Origin of the sequence: Rhodoplanes roseus (assembly GCF_003258865.1) — a bacterium.
In the GTDB taxonomy this organism is placed as follows: domain Bacteria; phylum Pseudomonadota; class Alphaproteobacteria; order Rhizobiales; family Xanthobacteraceae; genus Rhodoplanes; species Rhodoplanes roseus.
The window spans coordinates 1-15,318 of record NZ_NPEX01000135.1 but is presented as its reverse complement, the minus strand read 5'-3'; the positions used below and the strand labels follow the sequence as shown (position 1 = coordinate 15,318).

Annotated in this window: 12 protein-coding genes and 1 pseudogene; 7 read left to right on the top strand and 6 right to left on the bottom strand. The window is 70.7% G+C overall.

All coding sequences use genetic code 11. From position 1 onward, the window contains the following. Positions 1-10: 10 nt before the first annotated feature. Both CH341_RS18435 and CH341_RS18430 read right to left on the bottom strand, forming a co-directional pair. Positions 11-2,728: a glycosyltransferase gene (locus CH341_RS18435; RefSeq protein WP_111420456.1), complete on the bottom strand. Its 2,718-nt coding sequence runs from the start codon at positions 2,726-2,728 to the stop codon at positions 11-13. 190 nt (positions 2,729-2,918) lie between these two features. Further along, on the bottom strand, positions 2,919-3,533 hold the full coding sequence (locus CH341_RS18430; RefSeq protein ID WP_245431129.1) for a beta-1-3, beta-1-6-glucan biosynthesis protein: 615 nt from the start codon (positions 3,531-3,533) through the stop codon (positions 2,919-2,921). Between the two features lie 158 nt (positions 3,534-3,691). Here CH341_RS18430 and CH341_RS18425 point away from each other — a divergent pair, with 158 nt between their 5' ends. Continuing rightward, positions 3,692-5,296 carry a glycoside hydrolase family 17 protein gene (locus tag CH341_RS18425; RefSeq protein ID WP_111420454.1) on the top strand — a complete coding sequence of 535 codons (1,605 nt, stop codon included), beginning with the start codon at positions 3,692-3,694 and terminating at the stop codon, positions 5,294-5,296. Here CH341_RS18425 and CH341_RS18420 read toward each other — a convergent pair. Together CH341_RS18420 and CH341_RS18415 are read right to left on the bottom strand one after the other, a co-directional pair. After that, entirely contained in the window at positions 5,259-5,636 is a 378-nt protein-coding gene (locus CH341_RS18420) for a hypothetical protein (protein ID WP_111420453.1), read from the bottom strand. The genes CH341_RS18425 and CH341_RS18420 overlap by 38 nt on opposite strands. A gap of 114 nt (positions 5,637-5,750) precedes the next feature. Continuing rightward, the gene (locus CH341_RS18415) at positions 5,751-6,782 is read right to left on the bottom strand and encodes a hypothetical protein (protein ID WP_146604529.1); all 1,032 of its coding nucleotides are present in this window, start codon (positions 6,780-6,782) and stop codon (positions 5,751-5,753) included. 165 nt (positions 6,783-6,947) lie between these two features. Here CH341_RS18415 and glmU point away from each other — a divergent pair, with 165 nt between their 5' ends. The 5 genes from glmU (at position 6,948) to CH341_RS18390 (ending at position 12,191) form a co-directional block, all read left to right on the top strand. Continuing rightward, a complete protein-coding gene (glmU, locus tag CH341_RS18410; RefSeq protein WP_210208438.1) occupies positions 6,948-8,297 on the top strand; it encodes a bifunctional UDP-N-acetylglucosamine diphosphorylase/glucosamine-1-phosphate N-acetyltransferase GlmU in 1,350 nt (449 codons plus the stop codon). 46 nt (positions 8,298-8,343) lie between these two features. Next, entirely contained in the window at positions 8,344-8,772 is a 429-nt protein-coding gene (locus CH341_RS18405) for a GNAT family acetyltransferase (protein WP_111420451.1), read from the top strand. A 118-nt stretch (positions 8,773-8,890) separates the two neighbouring features. Beyond that, on the top strand, positions 8,891-10,714 hold the full coding sequence (glmS, locus tag CH341_RS18400; protein WP_111420450.1) for a glutamine--fructose-6-phosphate transaminase (isomerizing): 1,824 nt from the start codon (positions 8,891-8,893) through the stop codon (positions 10,712-10,714). A 72-nt stretch (positions 10,715-10,786) separates the two neighbouring features. After that, positions 10,787-11,626, top strand: a complete 840-nt coding sequence (locus CH341_RS18395; RefSeq protein ID WP_111420449.1) for a DUF502 domain-containing protein — start codon at positions 10,787-10,789, stop codon at positions 11,624-11,626. 16 nt (positions 11,627-11,642) lie between these two features. Further along, a complete protein-coding gene (locus CH341_RS18390; protein WP_146604528.1) occupies positions 11,643-12,191 on the top strand; it encodes a hypothetical protein in 549 nt (182 codons plus the stop codon). 31 nt (positions 12,192-12,222) lie between these two features. Here the strand turns inward: CH341_RS18390 and CH341_RS18385 are convergent, their stop codons facing one another. Together CH341_RS18385 and recG are read right to left on the bottom strand one after the other, a co-directional pair. Then, positions 12,223-12,534 carry an HdeA/HdeB family chaperone gene (locus tag CH341_RS18385; RefSeq protein ID WP_111420447.1) on the bottom strand — a complete coding sequence of 104 codons (312 nt, stop codon included), beginning with the start codon at positions 12,532-12,534 and terminating at the stop codon, positions 12,223-12,225. Positions 12,535-12,697: 163 nt separating this feature from the next. Next, positions 12,698-14,797 (bottom strand): ATP-dependent DNA helicase RecG, encoded by a 2,100-nt coding sequence (gene recG / locus CH341_RS18380; protein ID WP_111420446.1) that lies wholly within the window; start codon positions 14,795-14,797, stop codon positions 12,698-12,700. Between the two features lie 224 nt (positions 14,798-15,021). Here recG and CH341_RS18375 point away from each other — a divergent pair. After that, positions 15,022-15,318 (top strand): annotated as a pseudogene (locus tag CH341_RS18375) (DUF2087 domain-containing protein); the annotation flags it as partial.

Genomic DNA, 15,318 nt, shown 5'->3' with positions numbered 1-15,318 from the left:
CCGGCCGGCGCTATTGCGCCGGCTCGATGCTCTTCTCGGCCGTCATCGCGGGCGGCTCGGCGAGGCCGGTGGGCTGCGGCCGGGCGGGGCCGAGCAGCTCGGCCGTCCGGGCCTGCAGGCTGCGCCAGAAGGCGAAGTCGTTCAGCCGCGAGCCCTCGAGCCCGGCGAGCGCCACGGCCGACAGGAAGGGCAGGCTCTGCACCACCAGCACGATCGCGAAGAGATTCACCTCCCGCACGCTCTCGTAGTTGGTGACGTAGACGACCAGGGCGCCGATCAGCAGCAGCGTCCCGAACACCGCCTCGTCGAAGGCCGGAAAAGCCATCCGCTTCTTGGTCTTGCCGCCCTTGGCCGTGACCACGAAGGGCAGGTGGTCCTTGATCAGGCCGGTGCCGACCGCCTTGGCGACCGTCCATTGCATGGCCATGGCGGCGATCATGGCGGCGCCGGCCTGCAGCGGCCCGATCTTGACCCGCGCCCGGTACAGCGTCGTGAAGTGCAGGATCGAGACCACCGAGGCGGCCAGGATCGGGATGGTCAGCACCTTGTCCGGGATGGCGATGCCGACGAAGGCGACGACCGGCACCCAGATCAGGTTCAGCATGGCGACGACCACGCCGAGGCTCTCCGCCCCCATCCAGTTCGCCCAGCCGAGCAGGAACTCGCGCCGCTGCGCCACCGTCAGGTTGCTCATGCCCGGCATGAAGCGGCGCCAGTGCTTCTTGGCGATCTGGAAGCCGCCATAGGCCCAGCGATGGCGCTGCTTCTTGAAGGCCTCGAAGGTGTCGGGCAGCAGCCCGTGGCCGTAGCGGCGGTTGGTGTAGAAGGCGCGCCAGCCCTGCTCGTAGATGGTCAGGCCGAGATCGGTGTCCTCGCAGATCGTGTCCGACGACCAGCCGCCGGCGTCGTCCATGGCGGACCGGCGGATCAGGCACATCGTCCCGTGGGTGACGATGGCGTCGACCTCGTTGCGCTGGACCATGCCGATGTCGAAGAACCCGGCATACTCGCCGTTCATGATGCGGTGCAGCGGCGTCTTCTCGCCGTCGCGATGATCCTGCGGCGCCTGCACCAGGCCGACCTGCGGGTCGGAAAAGGCGGGGACGAGGTCCTTCAGCCAATCCGGCGACACCGTGTAGTCGGCGTCGATCAGGCCGATGATCTCGGCGTCCGGCGCCGTGTGCTGCATGGCGATGCGCAGCGCGCCCGCCTTGAAGCCCTTCACGTTCTGCAGGTTCAGGAACTTGAAGCGGTCACCGAGCAGCCGGCAGTGCTCCTCGATCGGGTCGGTGAAGGCCGGATCCGTGGTGTTGTTGATCGCCACCACGCACTCGAAGTTCGGGTAGTCGAGCCGCGCCACCGAATCGAGCGTCGCCTTCAGCATCTCGGGCTGCTCGAAATAGGCCGGGACGTGGATCGAGACCTTCGGGGCGAACCCGTCGGGCGCCTTCAGGCCGGGCGGGATCATCCGCTCGGGGCGGCGTCCGAACAGCACCTGGGCGATCTCGTCGATCTTCCACATCGCGATGACCACCAGCGGGATCATCAGCACGACGCCGATGCCGAGCGCGATCGCCTGACCGACCACGAAGTAGTGGCCGCTCCAGTAGTCCCAGACGACGCCGACCCAGGCGCCGACCACGTTGGCGAACACGGCCAGCACCAGGGCCTGGATCAGGGTGGCGCCCGCCATGAACAGGATCGGCAGGGACACGACCAGGCTCGCCACCACGGCGACGGCCGCGACGGTCACGAAGGCCGGATCGTAGATCGGGCCGGTCCAGGCGAACTTGGGCTGGCGGGCGGCGTCGAACAGGCCCCAATAGGCGCCGACGCTGCCTTCGAAGGTCTTCCACGGCTGGTCGAAGGCTTCGATGACGTTGTAGTCGATGCCCAGCGCCTCGGCCCGTGACACGAAATCCCGTAGCAGCGTCGCCTGCAGGACCCGGCCCGGCTCCGCGGCGCGGCGATTGTAGCCGGCGCTCGGCCAGCCGAATTCGGCGACGACGATGCGCTTGCCCGGGAACGCCTGACGCAGTTTGAAATAATTGTTGATCGCCAGATCGACCGTTTCGGAGGCCGAGAAGCCTTCCCAGTAGGGGAGGATGTGGACGGCGATGAAGTCGACGGCCGAGGCGAGCTCGGGGTGATCGAGCCAGGTCGAGTAGATTTCACCGGTGGTCACCGGGACCGAGCCGCCGACCTCGCGCTTGACCTGCTGGATGTAGCGGATCAGCTCGCCGACCTGCTCCTTCTCGTTCCGGCTGCGCGTCACGCTGGCGCCGCCGACGCTTTCGGTCTGCTGCTTGAAGTCGGCGCGGTAGATCGACTCGTTGCCGACCACGATCGCGTTGATGTTGCGGTTCTTGCGGTAGAGATCGACGACCGACTTGATCTCGCGCTCGTTGCGCTTGCGGTCGCCGTCGAGCCAGGCGCCCACCGCGACCTTGAGGCCGAACTCGGCCGCCACCGGCGGGACCAGCTCGGCGCCGCCGGTCGCCGAATAGGTTCGGATCGCCCGTGTGTAGGGGGACAGCACCCTCAGATCGTTTCGGATCTGATCGGTGGTCGGCCTGTTGCCTTCTTCGGGATGCCCTTCGAATGGCGAGTAGGACACGCTGTTCAGCGGGCCGGAGACATTGGGAGCAGACGTCTGACTTTGCCAGATGGCCCACGCACCCGCGTGCAGACACGCAACGAGTGCGACCACGGCAGCGACGGAGCGCATGGCCTCTTCTACCGAATGGGGCGGAGATGATCGGGCTCGAGCCTGTCCCCTAGGCTCGGCCGGGACCGGGGATGCCGTTGCGCTGCACCATATGGATACCGCGCCGGCACGTTCAAGTAGACTTTGGACATGGCGAATTCAGGGCGACCCGACCACCATGCAGTGCGAACCCGACCAGCCGTAAACCACGTCAGCGCGGGTTCGTTCCTTGCGGTGCGGGCGCGCTCGCCGCGGCGGCCGGAGGCGCCGGGACGAACTCTGGATCGAGCCAGCAAGCGTGGACACGTGCGTTCAGGGTTTCGGTGGCCTTGGGATCGATGTTCCCCTGTCGCACCACGCACCTGAACGTCGTCTGAACGTGCCCGCCCGGGCAGCCGAAACGATCGTAGAGCTCGAGGTGCCGGAAGGCGGTGTCGAGGTCGTCGCGCCACAGCAGGCCGACGACGCGCTCGCCCAGCCAGACGCACTCGGCGGCCGCCGCCGGACCTTGCAGGGAGCGGCCCGCCTCGACGATCTGGTCGGCCCGCGTCTTGCGCTCGGTACGGGCCGGATCGCCGGGCTGCGCCGGCGGTTGCGGCTGGGCCGCGGGCGGCTGCGGCTGGGCCTGAGGCTGCGGCGGGGTCGCCTGCTCGGGCGGCTTCTGATCGGGGGCCTGGGCCGCGACGGGACCGAGGCAAACCGCGACGGCGAGGACTGCTGCAGCAAAGGCAACGGCGCGCGAACCAGGACAATACATGATGATGCTGTGTGGGTCTGGGCGAGTTCGTCCATGACGGCGATTTGCCATCGTGGACCGGAGCGGCATTACGGCATGGCGACAATGTCAATCTTGCGACGGATCAACGGACTTGTCCACTTGTCCGCGGTGCAAACCCGGCCGTCCGTGGCGGCACGCCACGAACGCCTCTTGGCGGGATCACAGCGGCACTGTACGGACCTTCCGGTCCTCTCACGGAAGTCCCCATGCGTCTCCCGTTCAGCCTCGTGTCGATCGCCCTCGTGCTCGTCGCCGGCTTCTGGTGGTGGCTCGGACGAGCCGTGCCGGTGGCTCCGGCGCCGACCTCCGACCGCAAGCTCGAATGCGTCTCCTATTCGCCGTTTCGCGGGTCCCAGAGTCCGCTCGATCTGAGCTTCCGGATCGAGCCCTGGCAGATCGAGGAGGACCTCGCCCGTCTCGCGCCGATCACCCGCTGCATCCGCACCTATTCGATCCGGCACGGGCTCGACCAGATCCCGGCGATCGCCGAGAAGCACGGGCTGAAGGTGCTGCAGGGCCTCTGGCTGAGCAGCCAGCGGGAATTGAACCGCGCCGAGATCGCCGGGACGATCGCGCTGGCCAAGCAGCATCCGGGCGTGATCAGCGGGATCGTGGTCGGCAACGAGGTGCTGCTGCGCGGCGAGCTGTCGGCGGTCGATCTCGGCGCGATCATCCGCGAGGTGAAGGCGGCCGTGCCGGTGCCGGTCACCTATGCCGATGTCTGGGAGTTCTGGCTGCGCAATCGCGACCTCGCCGCGGCGGTGGACTTCATCACCATCCACATCCTGCCGTACTGGGAGGACGAGCCGATCCCGGCCGCCGAGGCCGGCGCCCATGTCGAATCGATCGTCAAGCGCGTCGCCGACGTGTTTCCGGGGCGCGACATCCTGGTCGGCGAGGTCGGCTGGCCGAGCGCCGGCCGCATGCGGGACGGGGCGCTGCCCTCCCTCGTCAACCAGGCGATCGTCGTGCAGGACGTGCTGGCCCGCGCCGTGCGGGGCGGCTTCCGGGCCAACATCATCGAGGCCTTCGACCAGCCCTGGAAGCGCATTCTCGAAGGGACGGTCGGCGGCCATTGGGGGCTGCTGACCGACGGGTCCCGCACTCCCAAGTTCACGGTCGGCGAGCCGGTCTCCGACCATCCGGACTGGCTCAAGCAGGCCGGACTCGGAATCGCGGTCGTCTTGGCGGTGTTCGCCGCCGCCCTGGTCGGAGCCGGGTCCGCGCGTGAGAAGATCGCGCCCGCCGTGTGGGTCGCGGTGGCGATTGATGCGGTGGTCGCGGGCGCGCTCGCCGGCTGGTCGGCCGAGAAGATCATGGTGGAGAGCCTCGGCTGGGGCGGCTGGGTGCGGGGGGCCGCGCTCGCCGTGGCGGCGCTGGCGCCGCCGATCGTCGGCGCCGCGCTGCTGGTCCGACGCGAGCGGCCGCCCGGCTTCGTGCTGGCGCTCGGGGCCCGCGAGGACCGCACCGGCGACGCCGTCACCACCGCCGGGGCCTGGCTCCTGGTGCTGGTGGCCGGGCTCGCCGTGCAGACGGCGCTCGGCTTGGTGTTCGATCCGCGCTACCGCGACTTTCCGTTCGCCGCCCTGACGGCCGGCACGGTGCCGTTCCTGCTGATGGCGGTGGTGTCGCCCGTCGGGCCCGGCCGGCGTGGTCCGGCCGAGACGATCGTCGCGGTCGCCCTGGTGCTGTCGGCCGTGTTCATCGTCCTCAACGAGACGGTGGCGAACTGGCAGGCCGTCTGGCTGTCGCTCGGCCTGGTCGCGCTCGCCCTCACGCTTCGTCGCGTGCGGGGCGTGCCAGGCTCATGACCAGGATCGCGGCGGCGGTCCCGGCCAGTCCGGCATTGTAGAGCACGATCCCGAGCGCGCTCGCCGCCAGGGCGAGGGCGAACAGCGGCACGGCCGGGCGGATCAGGTTGACCAGTGCGGCCCCCAGCGCCACCCAGCCGAACACGCCGACATTGAACAGCCGGGTGGCGACCAGCCGCACGGTGCAGACGGCCGTGTGGGCGCCGCCGTCGCAGGCGAGGCCGACCGGCGTGTTCTCGATCGCCATGTAGCGGATGTAGAAGGCGTAGCCGAGCGCCAGGAAGCCGATGGTGATCAGCCAGTTCGTCGTGCGGGCTGAGGGCAGGAAGCGCGGACGCATGCGGAGCCTTCTCGGGTCGGGCCCACGTCGCGGACCCTCGGTCGTCGGTCGGACCAAAGAAGCGGGAATGCGTCGCCGAGGCAAGACCGCAGACCGGGCCGGCGGGCGGATCGGTCAGGGCAGGTTGAGCATCTGCCCTTTGTAGGGCGTCGCCCGGCACGCCACGCCGCTGATCGCCAACGACGCGCACAGGCGCGAGGCGGCGAGCGAGGTCGGCACCGGTCCGGCGACAAGCCGCATCTCGACGATGCCGGGCTTGCCGCCGTCGCGCAGCGCCACGGCCGGCTTCAGGTCGGCCAGGAGGTCGCCGCTCTGGCCCTCGCGCAGCTTGGTCCACAGCGCCTTGAGGCCGTCGATGCTGGCCGGAGCGCCGACCTCGATGGCGAAGCGCTTGCCGGCCTCGCCGCCTGGAGGTGCGGCCTCGGCGCCGGACCGCAGCGCTGCCGTCTGGGCGCCGAGGGTCTGGGCCATCGGGTTCGGCCGCGGCAGCGGGATGTCGGCCGGCGACATGCCGGCGACCGTGCCGGCCACCGTCGCGACGGCGGGCTCGATCTCGGGGGGCACCGGCGAGGTCGCCGCCATCACCGGAGCGGCGGTCGGCACCATCGGCTCGCGTGGCTCCATCGGCGGCATGGCGCGCGGATCGGGGCTCGCCGCCGGGGCAGGGGCACCGTCGGCCCCGGTGGTGCGGCGGGCCGGCTCGGCCGGCTTGAACGGGGCCGGCGCGATGCTCGGCGGGAAGGAGAACAGGTCGGTGATGTCCGAGCCGGGCGGCGCCCGCCGGGCCGGCTGGATCAGCGCGATCGAGCCGGTCAGATCCTCCAGGCTGCTCTCCAGCGCCGCCACCCGCGCGGAAAGCTTGTCGCGATCGGCCTCCAGCGCCTTGATCGTGTCGCCGAGCCGCTTGGTCTCGCGCTCCACGTCGCCGGTCCGCACCAGCGCCTGGGCGGTCCCGGCCCGCGCCGCTTCGGTCTGCGCCGCGAGGGGCGCGGTCGCGGCGGCGACGCGCCGCTCGCCCATGTGGGATTGCGCGGCCAGCACCGCGATCGCGAGGGCGCCGGCGGCCGTGAGGCCCCACGCGACGAGGCGCAGCAGCGGGCCCATGTCGACCCGCTCGTCGCCGTCCAGAATAGGGTGTCGGGCCAAGTCCGCCATGTCGCTCTAGAACTTCGAATCAAGTCACGGAAACTTACCAGATTTCCATGACCATCGCCGCTCCGCGGCAGCCCCGATGCGGCTTTTCGCCGGCCTGCGGGCAGGCTATGACGGCGCATCGTCCGGGGGGCCGGTATCGGGGCTTTAGGAGACTTCATGACGGTGCGATCCTGCCTGACCGTCGTTCTCGCCGCGGGCGAAGGGACGCGCATGCGGTCCTTGCGCGCGAAAGTGCTGCACGCCGTCGCGGGCCGTCCGCTGGTCGCCCATGTGCTGGCCGCCGTGCAAGCGACCGGCGGCCGCGTCGCCGTGGTGGTCGGGCCGGGCGCCGACGCCGTCACGGCCGCCGTGAAGGCGGTCGCGCCCGACGCCGACGTCTTCGTCCAGGCCGAGCGCCGCGGCACCGCCCATGCGGTGCTGGCCGCGCGCGCCGCGCTGGAGCAAGGCGCCGACGACATCCTGGTGGTGTTCGCCGACACGCCGCTGATCCGGCCCGAGACGCTGGCCGCGCTGCGCGCCCCGCTCGCCGCCGGGGCCGCCGTGTCGGTGCTGGGCTTTCGCCCGGCCGATCCGACCGGCTACGGGCGCCTGGTCACCGACGGAGACGATCTCTTCGCCATCCGCGAGGAGAAGGACGCCAGCGCCGAGGAGCGGGCGATCCGCCTGTGCAATGCCGGCCTGATGGGGCTTTCGGGCGCCCACGCGCTGGCGCTGCTCGACCGCATCGGCGACGCCAACGCCAAGCGCGAGTTCTATCTCACCGACGCCGTCGCGCTCGCCCGCGAGTCCGGTTTTCGCGCCGCCGTGACGGAGGCGATCGACGACAGCGAGGTTCTGGGCGTCAACACCCAGGCGCAGCTCGCCGAGGTCGGCGCCGTGCTGCAGCAGCGGCTGCGCGGCGCTCTGCTGGACGCCGGCGTCACCATGGCGGCGCCCGAGACCGTGCATCTGTGCTTCGACACCACCATCGCCCACGACGTGACGATCGAGCCCTACGTGGTGTTCGGTCCCGGCGTGAGCGTCGAGGAGGGCGCCGTCATCAAGGCGTTCTCGCATCTCGAAGGCGCCCGCGTCGGTCGCGGCGCGCTGGTCGGCCCCTATGCGCGGCTGCGGCCCGGCGCCGTGCTGGAGGCCGACGTCCACATCGGCAACTTCGTGGAGATCAAGGCCGCGACCGTCGAGACCGGCGCCAAGGCCAACCATCTCAGCTACATCGGCGACGCGCGGATCGGCGCCAAGGCCAATGTCGGGGCCGGCACCATCACGTGTAACTACGACGGCGTGCTCAAGCACAAGACCGACATCGGGGCGGGTGCCTTCATCGGCTCCAACTCGTCGCTGGTGGCCCCGGTCAAGATCGGCGACGGCGCCTATGTCGGCTCCGGCTCGGTGATCACGACCGACGTGCCGGCCGACGGTCTCGCGGTCGCGCGCGGGCGGCAGACCGTGAAGCAGGGGTGGGCGGCGCGCTGGCGCGCCATCGCCTCCGTCAAGAAAAAGTCGTGATCGGAGCGCCCGAGACGCGGGCCGCGGAACGGCGCGCGAGGCTCTCATGTCCCTGACCATCCGGAGCGCATCGGACGAGGACGAGGCGGCCATTGTCGCCCTGTGGCGGGCCTGTGGCCTCGTGGTCGCCTACAACGACCCGGCGGCGGACCTCCGCTTCGCGCGCGGCGGCAGCGCCTCCGACGTGCTGGTCGGCGCCGACGACGCCGGCGCGGTACGGGCGACCGTGATGGTCGGCCACGACGGGCATCGCGGCTGGATCTGGTATGTCGCCGTCGACCCCGGCATGCGCGGGCAGGGGCTCGGCCGGCGGATGGTCGCGGCGGCCGAGGACTGGCTGCGCCGGCGCGGCGTCGCCAAGCTCCACCTGCTGGTGCGCGAGACCAATACCGCGGTCGTGTCCTATTACGAGCATCTCGGCTTCGAGGTGGCCCCGCGGGTGATGATGAGCAAATGGTTGACCGGTTCGGGCTAGAGTTCGGCCCGGATCCGGATCGCCGCCCTGGGGATCGGGCGGCGGTCGTCACGACAGGTCCCGCCGGGGCGCCTGCGGTTCGGCCGCACGGCCCCTGCCGCAGAGAGGTGCAAGGTCCATGTGTGGAATCATCGGAATTCTCGGCCGCACGCCGGTCGCGCCCCAGATGGTCGACGCGCTCAAGCGGCTCGAGTATCGCGGCTACGACTCGGCCGGCGTGGCGACGCTGGAGCACGGGCACCTGACGCGGCGCCGCGCCGAGGGCAAGCTCAAGAACCTGGAGCATCGGCTGGACGGCGAGCCGCTCGCCGGCACCATCGGCATCGGCCACACCCGCTGGGCGACCCATGGCCGGCCGAACGAGACCAACGCGCATCCGCATGCCGGGCGGCGCGTCGCCGTGGTCCACAACGGCATCATCGAGAACTTCAACGAGCTGCGCCGTGAGCTCGAAGGCCACGGCGCCCGCTTCGCCACCGAGACCGACACCGAGGTGGTGGCTCACCTCGTCGACCATCTGATGTCGACCGGGCTCGGGCCCGTCGAGGCCGTCAAGGCGGCGCTGCCGCGGCTGCGCGGCGCCTTCGCGCTCGGCTTCATCTTCGAGGGCGAGGAGGATCTGATGATCGGGGCGCGGCGCGGCTCGCCGCTCGCGGTCGGCTACGGCCAGGGCGAGATGTATCTCGGCTCCGACGCCATCGCGCTCGCCCCCTTCACCTCGACCATCAGCTATCTGGAGGACGGCGACTGGGTCGTGCTCAAGCGCGGCGGCCTGCAGGTCTACGACGAGGACGGGGCGCCGGTGAACCGGCCCGTGATGAAGTCGTCGGCCTCGGCCTTCCTGGTCGACAAGGGCAACTACCGCCACTTCATGTCGAAGGAGATCCACGAGCAGCCGGAGGTCGTCGGCCACACGCTGGCGCACTACATCGACTTCGCCGCCGAGCGGGTGGTGCTGCCCGACCTGCCGTTCGACTTCACGTCGCTGCAGCGCGTCACCATCGCGGCCTGCGGCACCGCCTATTACGCCGGGCTCACCGGCAAATACTGGTTCGAGCGCTTCGCGCGGCTGCCCGTCGAGGTCGAGATCGCCTCGGAGCTGCGCTACGGCGACGCGCCGTTCGCGCCCGGCAACCTGGCGATCTTCGTCTCCCAGTCCGGCGAGACCGCCGACACGTTGGCGACGCTGCGCCACGCCAAGGCGAACGGGCAGCACGTCGTCTCCGTCGTCAATGTCGCGACCTCGACGATCGCCCGCGAGAGCGACGTGGTGATGCCGACGCTGGCCGGGCCGGAGATCGGCGTCGCCTCGACCAAGGCCTTCACGTGCCAGCTCACGGTGCTGGCCTGTATCGCGATCGCGGCGGGCCGGGCGCGAGGCAACCTGTCGGAGGAGGACGAGCGGCGCCTGGTGCGGGCGCTGGTCGAGGTGCCGCGCCACATGACGGCGGCGCTGGCGCTGGAGCCCGAGGTCGAGAAGCTCGCCCGCGACATCGCCAAGAGCCGCGACGTGCTCTATCTCGGCCGCGGTACCTCGTTCCCGCTCGCCCTCGAAGGCGCCCTGAAGCTCAAGGAAATCTCCTACATCCACGCGGAGGGCTACGCCGCCGGCGAGCTCAAGCACGGGCCGATCGCGCTGATCGACGAGACCATGCCGGTGATCGTGATCGCGCCGCACGACCGCGTCTTCGAGAAGACGGTGTCCAACATGCAGGAGGTGGCGGCGCGCGGCGGCAAGATCATTCTCTTGACCGACCCGCAGGGCGCCGCCGAGGCGACCGTCGATTCGCTGGCGACCCTGGTGCTGCCGCACATGCCGGCGTCCGTCACACCGATGGTGTATGCCGTGCCGGTGCAGATGCTGGCCTACCATGCGGCCGTCATCATGGGCACCGATGTCGACCAGCCGCGGAATCTCGCCAAGTCCGTCACGGTCGAATAGATTCCGAGACGACGCGCGCCGCCTGGTGGCCGCGCGCGGACCCCCGACCGTGACGACACAAGGCCGAAATCCGTGACCCAGACGCCGAAGCCGCCCGTCGCTCCGACCCCCGACAAGCCGGTCGTCCATCCCGGCCCAGGCTCCGGGGCGGGCGCCCGGCTGCGCAATTACTTCCTGACGGGCCTCGTGGTGGCCGGGCCGCTCGCAATCACGGCGTGGCTGACCTGGTCCTTCGTCACCTGGGTCGACGCGCTGGTGCGGCCGCTCGTCCCGATCCAGTACCGGCCCGAGACCTATCTGCCGTGGGTGATCCCGGGCTCCGGCCTGATCATCGCCTTCGTGGCGCTGACCATGCTCGGCTTCCTCACCGCCAACCTGGTCGGCCGGACCCTCGTCGAGTTCGGCGAGCGGCTGCTCGACCGCATGCCGCTGGTGCGCTCGCTCTACAAGGGCCTCAAGCAGGTGTTCGAGACGCTGTTCTCGGAGACCGGGTCGAGCTTCCGCAAGGTCGGGCTGGTCGAGTTTCCCTCACCGGGCATGTGGTCGCTGGTGTTCCTCTCGGCCTCGCCGGGCCAGCAGGTGTCCGACCGGCTGCCGAGTCGCGAGGAGCACGTGTCGGCCTTCATGCCCTGCACGCCCAACCCGACCACCGGATTCTTCTTCTACGTGCCGCGCAGCAAGCTGATCGAGCTCGACATGACGGTCGAGTCGGCCGCCAAGCTGATCATGTCGGCTGGCATGATCCAGCCGAACGGCAACGACGGGCAGAAGAAGCTCGCGGCGCTCGCGGCCGCGGCCCAGATGGCCCAGGTCGCGCAGGCGGCCCAGGCGACCCAGGCCGCCGAGACCGGCGTCGGCGCCGCAGACGCCCCGGCCACCGGGTCCGGCAAGGCGACGGTCGCCGCAGGATAGTGTGGGGAAGGGCGGCGTGATGGTCCAGGACGTCGCCGCGCGACATGTCTCGCGCGGCTTTCTGGCGGCCGAGGAGCTGAGTGGCCGGCTCCTGCTGACCCAGCTCGCCACCCGCGCCCTGGAAGGCTGGTGCCGCGAGCGCGGCATCGCGGACGGCCACATCGTCGTGCGGCGCCACGACGCTCCGGCGGCCGAGGCGCTCGACCCGACGAGTCTCGCCGCGCTCGGCGGCGATCCGTCCGGTCTGACCTTCCGCCGGGTCGATATCCGCCTCGCCGGCATCACCCTGGTCGATGCCGCCAACTGGTATTTTCCCGAGCGCCTGACGCCGGCCATGCGCGAGCGGCTGCGCGGCGACACGCCGTTCGGCGAGACGATCGCGGCACTGAAGGCGCGGCGAACGACGTTCTTCGTCGGCATCGCCGACCGCGATGCCATCGAGGCCGCGGTCCGGCACGGCGATGCCGCCGCGCCCATCTTCGAGCACCGGGCCGTGCTGGCCCTGGCCGACGGCACGCCCCTCTCGGTGGTCCACGAACGCTACCGCGCCGTCCTGGTGCGGTGACGCGGCGCGCTCGTGTGGCCGACCGACGTGCTCAGTCGAACAGCTTGTCGGCGGCCGTGATCAGGCCGATCGTCGGATTGGCGGCGCAGTATTCGGCGAGCTTGACGGCATTGGCCGCGAGCTTGTCGCTGTCGATCACGGGCGGCGCGTCCTCGTCCTTGTAGTAGGCGTCGAGCCAGGCCAGCGTGATCGTGATGTCGTCCTTGCTGCTGGTCAGGAACTGCTTGCAGGTGGTGGTCGAGAGATCGATCTTCTCGGCCGTTGCAGGTGAAGCGAAGCCGAGGGCCGCGGCGACCAGCGTCGGGGCGAGCAGCGTCGTCACGGCGGTGAAACGTCGAGTCATGGAAGGCTCCTGAACGAGGCGAGGATTTGCGCGGCGGTGCGCCGCCGACCTGCGAATCGCAGCGGTGGGATTATGCCGGTCGTCCGCCCCCGCCGTCCTCCCGGTCGACGGTAAAAACACGCAGGCGCGCGCGCACGATCCCGTGAGCCGCGGCCGCCGCGTGTCACCCGGCCCGCAACAGCCGCACCGCCTCGTCGCGGCCGAACAGGTAGAGCAGCGTGCGTAGCGCCTGGCCGCGCTCGGATGTCAGCTCCGGGTCGCGTGCGAGCACCAGGCCGGCATCGTCGCGCGCCGCTTCGAGAAGCTCGCGGTGCACCTCGATCCGGGCGACGCGAAAGCCGGGCAGGCCGCTTTGCCTGGTGCCGAGCACGTCGCCTTCGCCGCGCAGCCCGAGATCCTGCTCGGCGATGCGGAAGCCGTCCTCGGTGTCCCGCATGGTGGCGAGCCGCGCCTTGGCGGCCTCGCCGAGCGGCGCCTTGTAGAGCAGCAGGCAAGTCGACTTCTCGGCACCCCGGCCGATGCGGCCGCGGAGCTGGTGGAGCTGGGCGAGGCCGAAGCGTTCGGCGTGCTCGATCACCATCACGCTCGCCCGCGGCACGTCGACCCCGACCTCGATCACCGTCGTGGCGACCAGCAGCATCGTCTCGCCGGCGGCGAACTTCGCCATCGCGGCGTCCTTCTCGGCGCCCCGCATCTTGCCGTGCACCAGGCCGACCACGCCGTCGCCGAACACGCCCGAGAGATCGCGAAACCGATCCTGCGCGGCGGCGAGGTCGATCGTCTCGGATTCCTCCACCAGCGGGCACACCCAGTAGACCTGCCGGCCGTCCTGGATGGCACGGCCCACCGCCGCCACGACGTCGTCGATGCGGTCGAGCGCCACGGTGCGGGTGTCGATCGGCTGTCGCCCGGCGGGCTTTTCGCGCAGCTCGGAGACGTCCATGTCGCCGAAATAGGTCAGCACGAGCGTGCGCGGGATCGGCGTCGCCGTCATCACCAGCACGTCGACGGCGCGGCCTTTCTGGGCGAGCGCCAGACGCTGGTGGACGCCGAAGCGATGCTGCTCGTCGACCACGGCGAGCGCCAGATCCTTGAACGTCACCTCGTCCTGGAAGATCGCGTGGGTGCCGACCAGGATGTCGATCGCGCCCTCGGCGAGTCTTTGCAGCGTCTCGGTCCGCTCGCGGCCGCGCTCGCGACCGGTCAGGATGGCGACGCGCAGGCCGGCCTTCTCGGCGAGCGGCGCGATGGTCTTGAGATGCTGGCGGGCCAGAATCTCGGTCGGCGCCATGATGGCGGCCTGGCTGCCGGCCTCGACGGCCGCCGCGCAGGCGAACAGCGCCACCACGGTCTTGCCCGAGCCGACATCGCCCTGCAGCAGCCGCAGCATGCGCTCGGGCTTCTCCAGATCGGCCGCGATGTCGCCGACCGCCTTGGCTTGCGACGCCGTGAGGGTCCAGGGCAGGGCGGCGGCGAGCGTCTCCCGGATGCGCCCGTCGCCCGCCGTGCTGCGGCCGGCCGCCTTCTTCATCCGGGCCCGCACCATCATCAGGGCGAGCTGGCCGGCCAGGAACTCGTCATAGGCGAGGCGCGACCAGGCCGTGCTTTCCGGCGCCAGATCGGCCGGGGCGGACGGACGGTGCACGGTCCGCAGCGCATCGGCGAACGCCGGAAAGCGCATCTTCTGCAGGAAGGCCGGGTCCTGCCATTCGGGCAGCACCGGCAGCTTGGCGAGGGCCGCCTCGACGGCGCGGCGCACCCCGTAGGCTGCGAGGCCTTCGGTGAGCGGATAGACCGGCTCGACCGCCGGCATCTTGTCGAGGTCCTGCTCCGACACCACCCGGTCGGGATGCACCATCTGCAGCATCCCGTCGTACTGCGCGACCGTGCCGGACACCCAGCGCGTCTCGCCGACCGGCAGCAGCCGCTCCATCACCTCGGGCCGCGCCTTGAAATAGGTGATGATCAGGTCGCCGGTGCCGTCGCTCGCATAGATCAGATAGGGCGCGCGGGCGCGGCCGGGGGCGGGCGGGCGATGGCGGTCGATCGTCACGACCACGGTCGCGACCTGACCCACCTTCACGTCGCGCAGCACCGGACGCGACCGCCGGTCGACGGCGCCGGAGGGCAGGTGGAAGACCAGATCCAGCACGCGCGGCTCGTCGCGGCCGAGCAGCCGGGCATACAGCCGCTCCATCTTGGGCCCGATCCCCGACAGGGTCGTGGCCGCGGCGAACAAGGGATTGAGGGTGGTGGGTCTCAAGAGGTCGGTCCGTGCTGGCCGGGCGCGCGACGACCGGGTTGCGTCGCGCAAGCCGCTGCCCTATACCGCACCCCGGTCGGCAGTTCACCCAGGCGTCGCCGCCCCGGAGACGGGGAGCTAAACCTGCCAAACCTCGTCGTCACGGTCGACACCTCGTCCCGTGCCACGTCGAAGCCGGCGACCACGACAGTCCCTGCAGGACCCGGCACGTCGAGGATCCGTCGATGCCCCGTCACGCCATTCCCTATGTCGCGGACGACATGTCCGCTCTCGCGCGCGCCCTCAAGGGCGAGCTTTCCCGAGCGCTCGCCACCGGCGGCGGCGCGCCGCCCGGGCACGTCGAGCTCCTGAACATGCTGGCCCGCGCCGCCGGCTGCCGCAACTTCCAGCATTTTCGCGCCCAGGCCGAGGCGCGGGACCGGCTGGAGAACCCGGCGCCGCCGGCCGCGGCCTCGCGCTGCCGAACGACGGCATCGGCTCTGATTTCTTCGCCCATTGCACGCCCGACCAGGCGAGCGGCG

Coding starts and splice junctions, on each gene's coding strand:
- CH341_RS18385 (WP_111420447.1), bottom strand. CDS start 12,534: ATGACTCGACGTTTCACCGCCGTGACGACGCTGCTCGCCCCGACGCTG.
- glmU (WP_210208438.1), top strand. CDS start 6,948: ATGACGGTGCGATCCTGCCTGACCGTCGTTCTCGCCGCGGGCGAAGGG.
- CH341_RS18405 (WP_111420451.1), top strand. CDS start 8,344: ATGTCCCTGACCATCCGGAGCGCATCGGACGAGGACGAGGCGGCCATT.
- glmS (WP_111420450.1), top strand. CDS start 8,891: ATGTGTGGAATCATCGGAATTCTCGGCCGCACGCCGGTCGCGCCCCAG.
- CH341_RS18425 (WP_111420454.1), top strand. CDS start 3,692: ATGCGTCTCCCGTTCAGCCTCGTGTCGATCGCCCTCGTGCTCGTCGCC.
- CH341_RS18420 (WP_111420453.1), bottom strand. CDS start 5,636: ATGCGTCCGCGCTTCCTGCCCTCAGCCCGCACGACGAACTGGCTGATC.
- CH341_RS18430 (WP_245431129.1), bottom strand. CDS start 3,533: ATGCCGCTCCGGTCCACGATGGCAAATCGCCGTCATGGACGAACTCGC.
- CH341_RS18435 (WP_111420456.1), bottom strand. CDS start 2,728: ATGCGCTCCGTCGCTGCCGTGGTCGCACTCGTTGCGTGTCTGCACGCG.